The 14,521-nt window shown below is 48.4% G+C and carries 16 protein-coding genes and 1 pseudogene; 7 read left to right on the forward strand and 10 right to left on the reverse strand.

Annotated elements, in window-relative coordinates; translation table 11 throughout:
• The first annotated feature begins 113 nt into the window (after positions 1-113).
• The 3 genes from hemQ (at position 114) to gerQ (ending at position 2,320) form a co-directional block, all read left to right on the forward strand.
• Positions 114-860: a hydrogen peroxide-dependent heme synthase gene (gene hemQ / locus NST29_RS17715; protein ID WP_339232534.1), complete on the forward strand. Its 747-nt coding sequence runs from the start codon at positions 114-116 to the stop codon at positions 858-860.
• Positions 861-1,315: 455 nt separating this feature from the next.
• The gene (locus NST29_RS17720) at positions 1,316-1,744 is read left to right on the forward strand and encodes a cell wall hydrolase (RefSeq protein WP_033021624.1); all 429 of its coding nucleotides are present in this window, start codon (positions 1,316-1,318) and stop codon (positions 1,742-1,744) included.
• 27 nt (positions 1,745-1,771) lie between these two features.
• On the forward strand, positions 1,772-2,320 hold the full coding sequence (gene gerQ / locus NST29_RS17725) for a spore coat protein GerQ (protein ID WP_033021622.1): 549 nt from the start codon (positions 1,772-1,774) through the stop codon (positions 2,318-2,320).
• A gap of 367 nt (positions 2,321-2,687) precedes the next feature.
• Here the strand turns inward: gerQ and NST29_RS17730 are convergent, their stop codons facing one another.
• From NST29_RS17730 to NST29_RS17745, 4 genes are all read right to left on the reverse strand, one after another.
• Positions 2,688-3,059: a DUF423 domain-containing protein gene (locus NST29_RS17730; protein WP_033021619.1), complete on the reverse strand. Its 372-nt coding sequence runs from the start codon at positions 3,057-3,059 to the stop codon at positions 2,688-2,690.
• A gap of 285 nt (positions 3,060-3,344) precedes the next feature.
• On the reverse strand, positions 3,345-3,644 hold the full coding sequence (locus tag NST29_RS17735; protein ID WP_033021616.1) for a YwdI family protein: 300 nt from the start codon (positions 3,642-3,644) through the stop codon (positions 3,345-3,347).
• A gap of 16 nt (positions 3,645-3,660) precedes the next feature.
• Entirely contained in the window at positions 3,661-4,350 is a 690-nt protein-coding gene (locus NST29_RS17740) for a uracil-DNA glycosylase (RefSeq protein ID WP_033021615.1), read from the reverse strand.
• A 136-nt stretch (positions 4,351-4,486) separates the two neighbouring features.
• A complete protein-coding gene (locus NST29_RS17745; protein ID WP_033021608.1) occupies positions 4,487-4,870 on the reverse strand; it encodes a YkvA family protein in 384 nt (127 codons plus the stop codon).
• Between the two features lie 124 nt (positions 4,871-4,994).
• On the opposite strand from NST29_RS17745, the gene NST29_RS17750 reads away from it, so the two are divergent.
• Genes NST29_RS17750 through NST29_RS17760 form a run of 3 tightly spaced genes read left to right on the forward strand, consistent with a single transcriptional unit; the run spans position 4,995 to position 6,560 of the window.
• Positions 4,995-5,345, forward strand: coding sequence for an STAS domain-containing protein (locus NST29_RS17750; RefSeq protein WP_033021606.1), 351 nt, complete (start codon positions 4,995-4,997; stop codon positions 5,343-5,345).
• Complete coding sequence (rsbW, locus tag NST29_RS17755; protein ID WP_033021605.1) at positions 5,342-5,830, forward strand: anti-sigma B factor RsbW; 489 nt, start codon at positions 5,342-5,344, stop codon at positions 5,828-5,830. Before NST29_RS17750 ends, rsbW begins: the two co-directional genes overlap by 4 nt.
• Entirely contained in the window at positions 5,790-6,560 is a 771-nt protein-coding gene (locus NST29_RS17760; protein WP_033021603.1) for a sigma-70 family RNA polymerase sigma factor, read from the forward strand. Before rsbW ends, NST29_RS17760 begins: the two co-directional genes overlap by 41 nt.
• Before the next feature lie 138 nt (positions 6,561-6,698).
• Here NST29_RS17760 and NST29_RS17765 read toward each other — a convergent pair whose 3' ends face one another.
• Both NST29_RS17765 and NST29_RS17770 read right to left on the reverse strand, forming a co-directional pair.
• A complete protein-coding gene (locus tag NST29_RS17765; protein ID WP_033021600.1) occupies positions 6,699-8,609 on the reverse strand; it encodes a SpoIIE family protein phosphatase in 1,911 nt (636 codons plus the stop codon).
• 147 nt (positions 8,610-8,756) lie between these two features.
• Positions 8,757-9,392 carry an FMN-dependent NADH-azoreductase gene (locus NST29_RS17770; RefSeq protein WP_033021596.1) on the reverse strand — a complete coding sequence of 212 codons (636 nt, stop codon included), beginning with the start codon at positions 9,390-9,392 and terminating at the stop codon, positions 8,757-8,759.
• Positions 9,393-9,758: 366 nt separating this feature from the next.
• Here NST29_RS17770 and NST29_RS17775 point away from each other — a divergent pair.
• A pseudogene (locus NST29_RS17775) lies at positions 9,759-9,986 on the forward strand (IS5/IS1182 family transposase); the annotation flags it as partial.
• Positions 9,987-10,268: 282 nt separating this feature from the next.
• Here NST29_RS17775 and NST29_RS17780 read toward each other — a convergent pair.
• From NST29_RS17780 to NST29_RS17795, 4 genes are all read right to left on the reverse strand, one after another.
• A complete protein-coding gene (locus tag NST29_RS17780; RefSeq protein WP_324698656.1) occupies positions 10,269-11,492 on the reverse strand; it encodes a hypothetical protein in 1,224 nt (407 codons plus the stop codon).
• Positions 11,485-12,090 (reverse strand): ATP-binding cassette domain-containing protein, encoded by a 606-nt coding sequence (locus tag NST29_RS17785; protein ID WP_033018105.1) that lies wholly within the window; start codon positions 12,088-12,090, stop codon positions 11,485-11,487. Before NST29_RS17785 ends, NST29_RS17780 begins: the two co-directional genes overlap by 8 nt.
• A gap of 15 nt (positions 12,091-12,105) precedes the next feature.
• The gene (locus NST29_RS17790) at positions 12,106-13,017 is read right to left on the reverse strand and encodes a hypothetical protein (RefSeq protein WP_033018107.1); all 912 of its coding nucleotides are present in this window, start codon (positions 13,015-13,017) and stop codon (positions 12,106-12,108) included.
• 477 nt (positions 13,018-13,494) lie between these two features.
• Positions 13,495-14,019: a hypothetical protein gene (locus NST29_RS17795; RefSeq protein ID WP_081916990.1), complete on the reverse strand. Its 525-nt coding sequence runs from the start codon at positions 14,017-14,019 to the stop codon at positions 13,495-13,497.
• Between the last annotated feature and the right edge of the window lie 502 nt (positions 14,020-14,521).

Below are 14,521 nucleotides of genomic sequence, written 5' to 3' on the forward strand. Positions count from 1 at the left end.
TTCATCTTTTGGAACAATTCCGTACATTTGCTTTCATGCGCCATGCGCCGCGTTTTTGGCCAGACTATGGTATAGTAGTGATGGACATACTCGATGATAAGGAGTGACCGATGATGAGCGAAGCGGCCCAAACGTTGGACGGCTGGTATTGTTTGCATGATTTCCGCACAATCGACTGGAGCGCGTGGAAAACGCTGCCGAGCGAGGAGCGCGAAGCGGCGATCGCTGAGTTTTTGGCGCTTGTCGACCAATGGGAGACGACCGAAAACGAGAAGCAAGGAAGCCATGCCATCTACACGATCGTCGGGCAAAAAGCAGACATTCTGTTCATGATTTTGCGCCCGACGCTTGATGAGCTTCATGAAGTGGAAACGGCGCTCAACAAGACGAAACTGGCCGAATATTGGCTGCCGGCGTATTCCTACGTCTCGGTTGTGGAACTGAGCAATTATTTGGCATCCGGCAGCGAAGATCCGTATCAAATTCCGGAAGTGCGCCGTCGCCTGTACCCGATATTGCCGAAAACGAACTACATTTGTTTCTACCCGATGGACAAGCGGCGCCAAGGCGAGGACAACTGGTATATGTTGTCCATGGAACAGCGGCGCGACCTGATGCGCGCTCACGGCATGACAGGGCGAAAGTACGCTGGCAAAGTAACGCAAATCATCACCGGCTCCGTCGGTTTGGATGATTTTGAGTGGGGCGTCACCTTGTTTTCCGATGATGCGCTCCAGTTCAAAAAACTCGTTTATGAGATGCGCTTTGACGAAGTCAGCGCCCGTTTTGCTGAGTTTGGCTCTTTCTTTGTCGGCACTCGCTTGCCTGCGGAACAAGTTTCTTCGTTCTTCCATGTATAACGAGAAAGGGGCCTTACCTGCAGGCCCCTTTGCTTATTTCCCCCGGCTTCAAGCCGCGCGAACGCCGACCGGCAAGCACTCGCGGTCTCCTTCTAGGAGGCCGGTGATTTAAGGGAGCAGGTCGCTTACTAACCTCGTTTCTCAAATAGAAAAGCCTTGTCGCATGAGGATCGTCTTTCAAATGCTCTCCCATTGCTCAAAAGAAACAACCGTTTTTCACCAGCCCTCTAGGGTGATGGTGATTTCATCGTGTATACAGCTTTACCATGTCATTTCCCAATTCGAAAACCGTTGTTGGTTTTAGCCAACAGTGCTCGTTTCGGTCATATACAGGCAAACTACCCCATACATATAAAATCAGAAATTCCGTTTTAACCGTTTGTCCACCTGTCACCATTTTCTCGTTCCGCCAATAGCCTATTACTGTCGAAATTCACAACGACTGAGGTGACGATATGGCCGTTGTAGCCCACACCGAAGAAGACGTGAAGCTGCTGGCTCGGCTCATGCGGGCAGAAGCGGAAGGAGACGGGCGGCTTGGGATGCTCATGGTCGGCAACGTCGGCGTCAACCGCGTCATCGCCGACTGCCTTGATTTCCGCGGTATCCGCTCCATCCGGCAAATGGTGTTCCAGAGCCCCGGCGGCTTTGAAGCGGTGCAAAAAGGGTACTTTTACCAACGGGCGCGCGATATTGATATTGGATTGGCACGCCAAGTGATCCGCGGCTGGCGCTACCATCCCGCCACCAATGCGCTTTGGTTTTTTAAGCCGCCTGAAGGCGAGCCTTGCCCACCGCAATGGTTCAACCAATGGAACGTCGGCCGGTATAAATCACACTGCTTTTTTGCGCCGACTCCATCCGATTGTCCGCGCGTTTATTGACATTTTTTCATATGAGGAGGGGTTCCTATGTCCAACTATACAGACTATCACTTTTATTCGGAGGAAGAAGAGCAGCGGCAACAGCCATCCACGCCGTATCCATACGGCTATGCGTATCCGCAACCGTATTATCCAGCTTGGTACCCATATTCGTACTATCCGCAAGCGGTCTCCGCTCCGGCGATGACGCCGCCGACATTTGGGCTGCAAACGCCGACCTTCACCGCACCGACACCGACTACCGCCGCTGCGCCTGCGGCGGCAGGAGCGGCAATTCCGGGGATGTTGCCGCTTGAAGAGTCGTATATTGAAAACATTTTGCGGTTAAACAAAGGGAAAGTCGCCACGGTGTATGCGACGTTTGAAAACAACCGTGAGTGGAACGCGAAAGTATTCCGCGGCGTGATTGAGGCAGCGGGGCGCGACCATGTCATTTTGAGCGATCCGCAAACGGGAACGCGCTATTTGATCCCGATGATTTACCTCGATTACGTCACCTTTGAAGGGGAAATCGCCTACGAATACCCGTTCGCCGGTGCGACAGCGGCGCCGCTTTCCTCCTATTCTCCGCGCTGAGCGGCGTCCCAAGCTGTCCCTTTATGCCAGAGGGTGTCCCAAAAACTCGGGACACCCTCTCTTATCGCTATATAAGCGCCTGCCGCTTCCCTGCCACACGGGATGTTGCGTCTTTCTTTAGGGGGAGATCGCCTCTCCGGTCAGCCCTCTCTCTCATCGGTATAGACGCACCGACCGCTTTTGTCACACGAGGTGTTGGTCGGATCTGAACGATAGATCGCTTTGGGGATCAACCCCTTGATCATCGCTAGATACGAACGGGTCGCTTCCTCCACACGATATGGCCCGCAACCGATTAAGCTGGCGATCGTTGTCAGCTTCCGCCAAACCATACGGCCCGCCACCGGCCTTTTCGTTCGCCTCCGCGTTACAGCCACTTCAACGCCGCATATCCGATCATCACCCAAGCGATTAAAAAAGCAATACCGCCCAATGGGGTGATGGCGCCAAGCGGCTTGAGTTGCGTAACGCTTAATACGTACAAGCTGCCAGAAAACAGAACAATCCCCGCCAGCATCACCCAGCCCGCGGCACCGATCAGCCCGACATTTGGCGCCTTGCTAAGCAACAGGCCGACGACCAACAAGCCTGCCGCATGAAACATTTGGTATTGCACCGCCGTTTTCCAAATCTCCAAATACCGATCCGGAATTTTCCCTTCCAACCCGTGTGCGCCAAACGCTCCTAACGCCACGGCTAAAAACGCATTGAGCGCGCCGAGAAGGACAAATGTTTTCATAACTGTCCCGCCTTTCTAAATGGAAGATTATTTTCTCTCAATTCAATGGGAATGTTCCATGACAACCAATGACTAATCGATCGGAACCTATCGATGGAACCGGGCGATCGGGAGCGCCACTGGCCAGACCTGCATTCAGGCCGGAGAACCGCTTCTTGCCCTCCGGCGCCAAACAGAACAAGCTATATGAACATCTCCTACCTACATTCCATTTCGAGGTGGGAGACTTCTCGGTGAATGTGTTAAAAGGAAAGAGCCGCTTCACAGGTTTTCCTTGTCTTTCCCTCAAAAATCTAACAACGACTCCCCGTTCGCCTCGTCATCAATGTCAGGGGAGCGCCCCCGGCCGGAAACGGATCCTAACGACAGCCCACCAGCAACCGACATCGGCCCGCCGACGACAAGCGGCCCTGTTGAGAGAGAGGGAACGGCTGGCTGCGGTTGAGCTGTTGTTTCCAGCATTAAATCGCATAAGGCACGAACAGCGGCGATATGTTCGCGCATCCGCTGCGGATCATGAGCCGCCTTCGCTTTGCGGAGCTCATCTTCCATTTTTCCAACAATGGCGGCAAAGGAAATGGACATGCTTCTTCCTCCTCGCTCACTCGGCGCGGGCGCCGATGTTTTCGATTTGCCAGTCAATGGGTTCACGTCCGTGCTTGGTTAAAAACGCGTTCGTCCGCGAAAATGGGCGGTGGCCGAAAAAGCCGCGCGCGGCGGAAAACGGGCTCGGGTGCGGCGCCTCGATGATATGATGGCGCGGATTCGTAATCCGTGCTTTTTTCTCTTGCGCATTCCGGCCCCAAAGCAAAAAGACGACCGGATCGTCTTTTTCATTGACGAGTTCAATGACGCGGTCGGTGAAATGTTCCCACCCTTTGCCGCGGTGGGAATTCGCTTGGCCGCGGCGGACGGTCAACACCGTGTTTAACAACAGCACCCCTTGCTTTGCCCATTTCACAAGGTAGCCGTTATCCGGGATGTAGCAGCCAAGATCGTCATGTAGCTCTTTGAAGATGTTGACTAATGACGGCGGCACCGGCACGCCCGGCTTGACGGAAAAACTCAACCCGTGCGCCTGCCCCGGGCCGTGGTACGGGTCTTGCCCGAGCAGCACGACTTTGACGTTCGCGTACGGCGTATAATGAAGGGCGTTAAAAATATCGTGCATATCCGGATAAATCGTCCGCGTCCGGTACTCCTCTTTTAAAAACTCGCGCAGCTTTACGTAATACGGCTTTTGAAACTCCTCTTCAAGCAGCGGAGCCCAGTCGTTTTTCAGAATCGGCATTTTGAGCCACTCCTTTGCCATCGGCTTTTTCCTTTATCATTGTAACCAAAAACACACCAACGGCAAAGCGAAGTGAACGGCAGCCATCGGGGAAGCTCGCTTTCCAACCAAAAGCACCAATCCTTTGCCCCCGCCATCAAAGGCGCCCTGAAATCAGCCACCGGAGCAGGCCAACAGCAAGCAGTACGTACAAAAGCAGGATCAGCGCCCCGGCGGTCCAATTCGTCGGTTTGCCGCGCCTAGCGAGCTCTTCCGCCCGCGCCCGATGTTCGGCGACAATGTCTTTCGGCAGCCACTTGAGCGCCAAGTAAATGCCAAGCGGCACAAGCAGCAAATCATCCACGTACCCGAGAACCGGAACGAAATCGGGGATCAAATCGATCGGGCTGAACGCGTACGCCGCGACAGCCAGCATAAAGAGACGCAGCCAGACCGAGACGCGGCGGTCGCGGCTGGCCGAATACAAGACGAAAATTTCCCGTTTCAGCCTCTTTGCCCATGACTTCCATTTTTCGAACACGGATCATCCCCCTTTTCTGTTTCAAATAGTATAAAATAGGGGTATAGTCATTGTAAACGCCTGATTGGTGGACAAGAGCATGCGACCGTAAAAACAAACGAGCGATCATTTGAGGTGAATGGAAATGGAAAAGAAACAATTTCATCTCGTTCATGACGAACAGTCAGACCGACACGTGGTATACATAAAAGGGGAGCTTGATTTAGCGGCGGCCGAACAGTTTCGGCGTGCCATTGAACCGCTCGCCCATGACGCGGCCAAAACGCTTGTCATCCGCTTAGACGGGTTGACGTACATTGACAGCACCGGCATCGGCATGTTTGTGGCGCTGCTGAAAACCCGCAAAAAGCAAGGAGCTCCCTTTCTGATTGAAAACGTGCCGCCCAAAGTACAGCGTCTGTTTGATTTAACCGGCGTCTCTCACTTTTTTTCCGAAACAAATGACACGACAGAAAGGATCGAGAGCCAATCATGAAAGAGCACGAAACGATCGTACAGCTGTCGATTCCAGCCGATGCGCAATTCATCGATATCGCGCGTCTGACTTTGTACGGGCTGGCCGCCAAAATGGGATTTTCGTATGAGGAAATAGAGGATATGAAAGTCGCCGTCTCCGAAGCATGTAACAATGCGGTGCTGCATGCCTACAACGGGGCAGGCGGCGTCATTCATCTTCGCTTTGAGATAAGCACCGACGCGCTGTCGATCATCATCAAAGATCAAGGCAAAGGGTTCGATTACAAACGGGCGGCCAAGCAGGCGGCACCCCTGTCCGCGAAACCGCTTGAAGACGTCAAAGTCGGCGGCCTCGGCCTCTTTTTAATGGAAGCGCTCATGGACGACGTCACTGTCAGCACAAAAGGCGGAACGGAAGTCCGCCTGACGAAATTCCGCCATCGCGGAGAAGGAGAGCATGCCCATGACTCTATATCCCCCTCCTCTGTCCAAGAGCAAGCTTGACGCCTTGATTGCTGCTTACCAACAAACGAAGGCGGAAGAAGCGGCGACGGCGTTGCTCGTCCGCTTTGAACCGCTGATTGTGGCGGCGGCGAGAAAAATGGCGCGCAGCCGCCCCGACTTTTACGAAGATTTGTTTCAAGTCGGACGGTTGTCGTTTTTGCGTCTCCTTGAGCATTACGATCCAAACCAAGGGACGAGCTTCGAATCGTACGCGATGAAAAGCTTAATTGGCTATATGAAAAACTATTTGCGCGACAAAGCGTGGTACATTCAAGTGCCGCGCAAGGTGAAAGAAAAAGGAAGCAAAGTGCAGCAAGCCATCGACGAGTTGACCATCAAGCTGGAACGTTCGCCGACCATCGATGAAATCGCCGACCATCTAGGCTTATCAGCGGAGGAGACGATTGAAATTTTGGCCGGCCGCGACCATTACCAGCCTGTTTCGATCGACGCCCCCGTGCAAGACAGCGAAAAGGACGGAACGACCATCGGAGAATTTATCGCTGATCAGACAAATGAGGTTGAAGCGCTGATCGAACGTTTGGATTTGCAGCAGGCGATCGACAAGCTGAGCGAGCAGGAACGGCTCGTCATTGACGCCGTTTTCCGCCGCGGAGAAACGCAGCGCTCGCTCGCCGAACGGCTCGGCGTCTCACAAATGACGATCAGCCGCATCCAAAAGCGAGCAATCGACAAACTGAAACGGCAGCTTGCCGCCCATCCGTCCTGATCTTCACACCGTCAAGCCAAACGAAGGAAGAAAGAGGGATCATGCTGTTGGCGAAGAAAAGACGGCGGCTGCGCGTTGCTCCGCATTCGAACCATCGCTCGCCGAACCAAAAACGGCGCCGCCGAGTGCGGACAGGCACTAACGGCGGCGCAGCAGCAGCAATGTCTGATCATCCTTTTGTTCGTATCGGTGATACGCCCGAATTTGCTCATATAGCTCGTGAACGATTTGCGCAGCAGGCTGATCGAGATTGACGCGGGCGAGCATCGAAGCAAGAACGGAAAACCCGTCATCGATTTCGGCGTTGCGTTTTTCGGTCACTCCGTCCGTGTACAGCAACACAAAATCCCCCGGCTCTAGCACGACCGACTGAGTTTCAAAGGAAAATTGCGGAAATAAACCGAGCGCGCATCCTTTGGCGCGGAGCGGCACGCACTGTTTTGTTTTCGCCTTATAGAGAAGCGCCGGCTCATGCCCCGCGCACGCGTAGGAAAAAGCGTGCGTTTTTTCATTGTAGTTGCCGACTACCATCGTCACAAACATGGACGGTTCCGTGTAATCGTAGGCAAACCGATTCAGCAAGTCGAGATACACATGCGGCTGCGTCCCGTAATGAACGGTCCGGTCTAGAATAAACTTCATTAACGTCATGATCATCGCCGCCGGAATGCCCTTTCCCGACACATCGGCAATCCCAACGGACACCGACCTCTGGTGGACCGCGAAATGATAAAAATCCCCGCTAAGTACGCGAGCAGGCACGCTGAGAACCCCAATGTCCACATAGGAAGGCAGATCGGCTGCAGCCGACGCTTGCAAGAGCGACCGTTGCATATTGGCGGCCAACGACATTTCAAAATCAAGCTGCTCGCGTTCGCGCTCAAGCCGCTCCTTTTCTTTTTTCTCGGTCATGTCGCGCAAGACGGCGACGAGCCCGGTCAACGTTCCGTTTTCCATCACGGGCGCGAGCGTATAACCGACCGGCAAGCAAACGCCGTCCCGCCGCCGAAACGGCTCTTCCTCGACGCGAATCACTTCGCCGCTTTTCAAACGTTTCACAACGCGACGCAGCTGCTTCCAATCCCAGGCAGCCCCATCCGGACGCGCCAGCGAGACAAATGAAAACAATGGCTTTCCTTTTGCCTCACCCGGAGCGGCGCCGATCAAGCGGCCCGCCGCCGGATTCATCCAAACGATGCGCCCGTCCCGATTGACCATCAGCAACCCTTCACCGAGCGCATTGGCCATCATCTCAAGCTGCTGTTCGCGCTGCTTCAGCTCGGTGTACGGCTTTTCCACCGTTTCCGCGTACATCGCGCGCACCACATACAAGAAGCCGGCCATCTCATACAAAGGCCCCCAAAGCCGTGACCCGTCGCCAACCAGCAGCAACGCCTGTCCAAGGGCAAACAACAAACAAGCCGGCGGCCAGTATAAAAGCGAAGAAGAGCCGCCTTGTCGCCAGCGGCGCCACACGAGCACCCCCGCCGCCACGTCAAGCAAGCCAGTCACACCGGTTCCGACCTGCCACCAAAGTCGCCAGCGGCTTGTCCCGTCCTCCGCTCCCACCGTCACCACCATATGAATGAACAGCCCGACGACAGCTGTGTAAGCAAAAGCGGCCAAAAACGCTTGCCACCGCTGTCCGCTATGCCGCTCCATCACTTCATCCGGGCGCGAAAACAGAAAAAGAAAACCCGCGGCCAACGTCAAGCGGGCAGCAAGCGCAAACAGCGCCGCCGACACGCCAGTCGCTGTAAACGACCACACCGTTGACCATGAAAAAAGCGCTCCCGCTGAAAAAAATAACGCCCCCATAATCAACCGTTCCATTGACAATGTATGCGGGAACACCGCCCACCCTTGCACAGCGACGAGCCAACAAGCAACAACAGCGGCAAGCCCCAAAACAAGGTCAAGCGAATGGTCAAGGCGGGGCGGAAGCGGATTCCAACCGCCCGAAAGCAACAACCAACCGAACCAGACAGCGGCCAATACAGCAGTTGCCGCGTGCAGACGCACCCGCTCATTTGGCTTCTGTTCGTTCACAAAAGAGAAACCTCCACTCCCTCGTTGATACGGTTATTATACCATACTCACATTTCACACCTCCATTTCGCACCTTAGCCGGATCCAAAAAAGATGTTCCGTTCGATCAGTGGACGATCGCTCATAGAGTGAGGCGGAAAACTTTAATTAAAACGTATGAGCCAAGTCTTTCGCCCGGGCAATGGCGTTCGCCTTAATTTCTTCCGCTTTTTCCGGCACAGCCGCATGCCCCTCAATGAATAAGCCTTCAAACGACGGCACGCCGAAAAATTGCATAATGACGCTTAAATAGCGATGTCCCATTTCCATCGCTGCCGCTGGGCCTTCTGAATAAAAACCGCCGCGCGCCTGAATGTGGAGTGCTTTTTTATCGGTGAGCAGCCCGACCGGCCCTTGTTCCGTATATTTAAAGGTCTTGCCGGCCACCGCCACCGCGTCAATGTACGCTTTCAATACCGGCGGGAAAGAAAAGTTCCACATCGGCGTAACGAACACGTATTTGTCCGCAGAGATGAACTGATCGCACAGCTCGTTCATCCGCCCGACTTTCGCTTTTTCTTCGTCAGACAGCTCTTCAAACGATTTCCCGGAGCGAAGCTTGCCCCAACCGTTGAACACATCAACATCAATTTCCGGAATGTATTCTTTAAACAAGTCGAGATGAATCACTTCATGATCCGGATGCACTTGTTGGTAGGTGTCAATAAACGCCTTCCCGACCGCCATGCTGTACGATTGTGTATCGTCGTGGGGATGGGCGGTGATATACAGTACTTTCGTCATGATGCATACTCCCTTTCTTCGATGTCTCAGCATGTTAGTGTGTGCCGCTTGCCACAACGGCACACATTTATCTTTATTCCAAATATCTCGAACTAGAGATAATTATAGAAGGAGGAGACGAATTTCGCAAATCATTTGCCCAAAAAAATTGCCCTAGAAGGCCGGTGAAAAACGGTTATTTCTTTTGAACAATGGGGGAGCGTGTGAAAGATGCTCTAATGCGACAGGGCTTTTCTATTTGAGAAACGAGGCTGGTAAGCAGCCTGTTTCCTTAAATCACCTCCCCTCTAGAAGGCCGGTGAAAAAGTACACGCCAAGGCAGGGATGTAGGGGGCTTATGTCGAAAAAGGAAGAAGAAGCGTTGCAATGGAGCGTGAGCAGATCATGAAAGCACCTAAACATCCCTCGACTCAGCCTCGTCTGTTTCCAGTCATCGACATGGAGGAACGGGTTCCCCCACATCATCTCCTGCGCCAAACGAACGAAGCGGTTGACGTTTCCGTCATTCACGATGGGGTGGTTCCCCTGTACACGGAAAAAACGGGTCGTCCAGCGGTGGATCCGGAACGACTGCTTCGCCTGATACTGCTATCTGTTAGGGTGCGAAATGTGAGTCTATTTGCTTAAAGCGGCCCCAAAACGGTCGCACTTGGGGGAGAGAGCGTATTCGTTTTTTCGCGAAAATGCAACAAGGGCGTTTCATGCGCCCTCGTCCCTTCTTCACTCCGCGTCGCTCAGTCGTTTTTTGAAGACGGCGTAATGATATGAAAACGACAATGCTCTTTCTTCGCTCTCGTCGTTTCTACAACGGCGTTCGCCACTTTTCAACAACGCATAAAATCAAATGGTCAGAAGATACAGATGGAAATTTTCCGTCTACTCGAACTCTTTACTTAGCTTTAGTAAGACCATTATATTTTTCGAACAATAGGAATGTAAAACATTTTTCACAATGATCCGGTAAACAAGCAGTATGATAAGCAACAAGATAAACATTACATATCCAATATACAAAAATTGGTCAGTGGGAATAAGATACATACCGATAACAATGGAGTATAGAAATATAATAGTCGCTGCGTTTTTAAAAATATGGAAAATATTGTATGAATAGATGGATTTTATATTCTCTGAGCTGTACCCATATTGTTTTAATATTCCCATGTCTTTTTGCTGTACTTGTAAATAAGCTCGAAAAGAAAAAATGAGATATGCAGCAGCAATCATAACAATTATTATCGATAGTAATGAAGCAATAACAGCTGTATTGCGAAGCGACAACGTAAAGTCATGAAACGCTTTAAATGTGTAGCGGACGTGGTACCCGTGCTCTTCAAGCCTTTTGGCGATACGATCGATATCGGATATGTTGTCTACATATATGTACATACTTTTTACGATTTCGACACCAAACGGATTATGTTGATCATATTCTCTTTGGAACTCGCTCCAGTTTGTACGAAAGGCGATTTCAATGATGTTCTGAAATGTCTGCTTTCCGACATATAATGTATGGCTTGTAAACATGCCTTCATCTTCAGTATATAAAGTAAAAGGATTTTTTTGAAGAATTCCTTGCTTATTCTTTACAAGGAATTTAGAACGAACGTGGCTGCTCATTCCCCCATCCTCTACCTGAACAATAGGAATTTGTAGATTGATTTGTGATGTTTTTAGTTTTGAACAAGCAACCCCCGCATCCAACTGACAGTTCCCTAAAAAACGTGCTGCCTCTTCATCTACTCCATAAATAAAATACCTATTTCCTTTTTCATCTTCAACTCCAAAGTTTAGTTGATACATCGTATATATACGTATACCTTTATACTTAGAAAGAATAGACCTCAGTTTATTTTCATCATAAATCTTTAGTGAACGTGAATGATTACCGTGTTCATCTTTTCCTGTAATTTCGATCATCCTTACATTGTCATTGCTGATAAAATCTTTATCTACTTGTATATACTGCTTAAACAAAAAAAGAAACGATGTCGAGACAAGGAAAAGCGACAGCATAAATATGACCATAGAGGTATTTATATATGTGCTTGCCTTCTTTAGTATAAGCTTTGCCACTTGCTTTTTGACCTTTTTATCCACGACATAATTTTCCCCCTGTCATGACCAATCGGGTAGCATTTGCAAAAAGCTCTACACCCTCATGAGTTACGATAATACATAATTTATGTCCAAAAATCGCCGAGATCATGTTGGCAATCAAGGATTGGTTTGATTGATCCAATCTTGACAAAGGTTCGTCAAGCAATATAGCATCCGGATTACTTATAAATAAGAGGGCCAGCTGCACACGACGCCTTTCGCCACCGGATAACATCGCAATTTTCCGATCGGCCAAATGGTCAATACGAAATCGAGCTAACACCTCTAATGATGTTTTCTCAAAATATTGATCATCTTTACAAACAGCTGCATACTTTACATACATATTCTCTTTTACAGTCAAGTTAGAAAATAATAAATCATCTTGAAAAAGATATTCGAGTTTTATTCCTTCTTTTTTTTCTACTTTTCCCTCATCCACATCCATATAACCGGCTATAACATTCAATAGCGTCGTTTTTCCACAACCGCTTTCTCCACTAATTACATATATTCGCTTATTTTCAAATTGAAACGTTACATCATCGAGTATTTTTTTTTCAGAAAAACATTTTGTGACATGTTTTAACGAAATCACCTTTTATTCCCCTTTTTATGGAACGATGATCTCTTTCTTTCCATCTAAACTGTAAACAATGACTTTCCTACGTTCTGTAAAAAAATCGATAACATTCTTTACAGAAGCGATTTTCTCATTTGTATCAATCTTTACTATGTCTAATACCAAATCTGCATCCCCATTTGGATATATTTGTATAAGCAATCGGTTTACTTTATCAATGTAATTGATCAATTTCTTTTTAAATATCCTACCATTATCTGCATATATTTTCTCTTGATCTGAACGATACAACGTTCTGTCGATGACATAGAGCTGTCCTGCCTTTAAGCCCTTTTCAACCAACCGTGGTTGATTGCTTTTATTAGATAAATCCAAAACATACATTGTATAGTCATCATCACTAGGATTGTAAGCCGTATAGTAAAGTTGTCTACCTATGATGGCACCATAAGATACTGGCCCTTTTACGTGCGGATACTCAACCAAACGTTTCTCTTTTTCATCCCAACGAGCAATGGTTCGGCTTATTTCTATGCCCTTATTATCCAAATACATTTTGATAAATACGTAATTGCTTCCATCATTGGCTAATGGGAAAATTGCTTCTCCTTTTCTTCCACTATACAATTTCTCAATCTCATTGCCATTAATTTTTAAAATACTAAAATGTCCATATTTGCTATCTCCTGCTGTATAATATAGACATTTGGTTGGAAATGCATACACGAAAAAATTGGGACGATTAGTTTGTTGCTCAATGGCATGCGTCACCAAATTATAAGCGACAAGTTTCTGTGTAAATTGATGATACAAAATTTTGCATTTATCATTATTAGTGCATACTGGAAATGTAATATACTTCTTTTGTTCAGTGCTTACTGAACTACACCCAACAAGAAGAGAAAGAAGCACCACAGTACAAAAAAGAAAAATCTTTCTCATGACTCTCATCCTATAATTGAAAATGAATTTTGGAGCATCCACAAATATTTCACTCACAATCCGTTTCACGTCAGCCAACGTGAGCCAAAGGGGAGAGCCATTTCCACCAGCCCTCCCTCTAATCTTCGAACAGTATCCTTCGTCTTACACAACACGAGAAGGCTGGTGATTTGAATCGTGGATACCGCTTTGCTATCTCATTTCTCAACGAGAAAAACCTTGTTGCATCGGCCCTGCTTTTCATACGTTCTCCCATTGATGAAGGGAATCAACGGTTTTTCACCGGCCTTCTAGAAGGCTGGTGAAAAAACGCTGTCACACATCAATCGGAGGCATTTTCATTCAAAAAAGAAAGCTCATTCTACCTAGTTTCTCTAATTGAGAAATGAGTGAAATCATTATTTGTACTAAACACAGGCCTCCTAGATGTATTATGTGACGAAACTTTGCATACATTATACTCAGAAAAGCGAATGATTAAACTCCTGCGGAAATATAAAAGGTTCTCGGGTCCCCCTTTAATTTTACATATGCCGTATTAATTGTAGAAATGGTATCAGAGCGATAGTCTTTATAAGGTGAAATAACAATGTTTGATCGCCATGAAGAGCTCTGAGCGCCGTTGCTGTTTTCCCAATATTTAACTTTTGTTTGAACCGTCTGCCAAGAGGATGATAATCCGGCGGTAGCTCCATCCCCAGAAACGCCCATGGTAATAGAAGCAGAATTTCTTAAAGAGGCAGAACTATACCATTCAGTCTTAATCATTTCTACCGTTCCATTGCCACTGTAAACTGCTGAAGCTTGCCAATCCCATTGTATCGTATTCCCAGAATAAGTAGGTGAAGTAGAACGCCACACATTGGAAGTCAAAGTTCCCTGATCCCCAGGAATGCTGTAATCCTTGGATTGACTAATAGCAAAAACCTCTAGAGTGGGAGAAAAGAGAAAAATCGAAACCATAGTAGCAATTGTCATTGTTTTTATCCATCTGACGTTCATTCTCACTACCACACCTTTCTTCACCCTTATTAGAAGTATGCTCTAAATCCTTCAACAAATGAATCAATATTGATCATGAGAAATTGGCTCTTGTCTTGCTAACCAAGCACTCATTTCACTAAATATTCCAACAAATAAATAGATTCCACTTCATTAATCACCTATGATTAAAATTTCACCTCCATTCAAAATTTCGTATTCACAAGTTGCTTCTTTAAGTTTATACTTATCAATTTACCAAAAAAAAAGTATTAAGAATATATATTTTTGTCGACATTTTTCGACTGAAATTTGTTACTGTAGATGAGCGTTTCTTGTTTCAGTAATTTCCATATACAAAAAAACAAACAGGGTACCCCCATAGCCATCAAGTGAAGCCTTGGAGCTACTCCCTCCAAGGCTTCACTCTATATCTTTGGAGGCTGTGACCGTGGGAATATGGAAAGATAGGCATGCCAAATACACCTTCCCTTAGAAGGTTTTTTATGGTATAATCTGGGGA

This window comes from Geobacillus sp. FSL W8-0026 (genome assembly GCF_037966255.1).
GTDB lineage: Bacteria > Bacillota > Bacilli > Bacillales > Anoxybacillaceae > Geobacillus > Geobacillus icigianus.

What these genes read in the sequence shown, in the direction of transcription:
- hemQ (WP_339232534.1), top strand. Translation starts at nt 114, where the DNA reads ATGAGCGAAGCGGCCCAAACGTTGGACGGCTGGTATTGTTTGCATGAT.
- NST29_RS17720 (WP_033021624.1), top strand. Translation starts at nt 1,316, where the DNA reads ATGGCCGTTGTAGCCCACACCGAAGAAGACGTGAAGCTGCTGGCTCGG.
- gerQ (WP_033021622.1), top strand. Translation starts at nt 1,772, where the DNA reads ATGTCCAACTATACAGACTATCACTTTTATTCGGAGGAAGAAGAGCAG.
- NST29_RS17730 (WP_033021619.1), bottom strand. Translation starts at nt 3,059, where the DNA reads ATGAAAACATTTGTCCTTCTCGGCGCGCTCAATGCGTTTTTAGCCGTG.
- NST29_RS17735 (WP_033021616.1), bottom strand. Translation starts at nt 3,644, where the DNA reads ATGTCCATTTCCTTTGCCGCCATTGTTGGAAAAATGGAAGATGAGCTC.
- NST29_RS17740 (WP_033021615.1), bottom strand. Translation starts at nt 4,350, where the DNA reads ATGCCGATTCTGAAAAACGACTGGGCTCCGCTGCTTGAAGAGGAGTTT.
- NST29_RS17750 (WP_033021606.1), top strand. Translation starts at nt 4,995, where the DNA reads ATGGAAAAGAAACAATTTCATCTCGTTCATGACGAACAGTCAGACCGA.
- rsbW (WP_033021605.1), top strand. Translation starts at nt 5,342, where the DNA reads ATGAAAGAGCACGAAACGATCGTACAGCTGTCGATTCCAGCCGATGCG.
- NST29_RS17760 (WP_033021603.1), top strand. Translation starts at nt 5,790, where the DNA reads ATGACTCTATATCCCCCTCCTCTGTCCAAGAGCAAGCTTGACGCCTTG.
- NST29_RS17770 (WP_033021596.1), bottom strand. Translation starts at nt 9,392, where the DNA reads ATGACGAAAGTACTGTATATCACCGCCCATCCCCACGACGATACACAA.
- NST29_RS17790 (WP_033018107.1), bottom strand. Translation starts at nt 13,017, where the DNA reads ATGAGAAAGATTTTTCTTTTTTGTACTGTGGTGCTTCTTTCTCTTCTT.
- NST29_RS17795 (WP_081916990.1), bottom strand. Translation starts at nt 14,019, where the DNA reads ATGAACGTCAGATGGATAAAAACAATGACAATTGCTACTATGGTTTCG.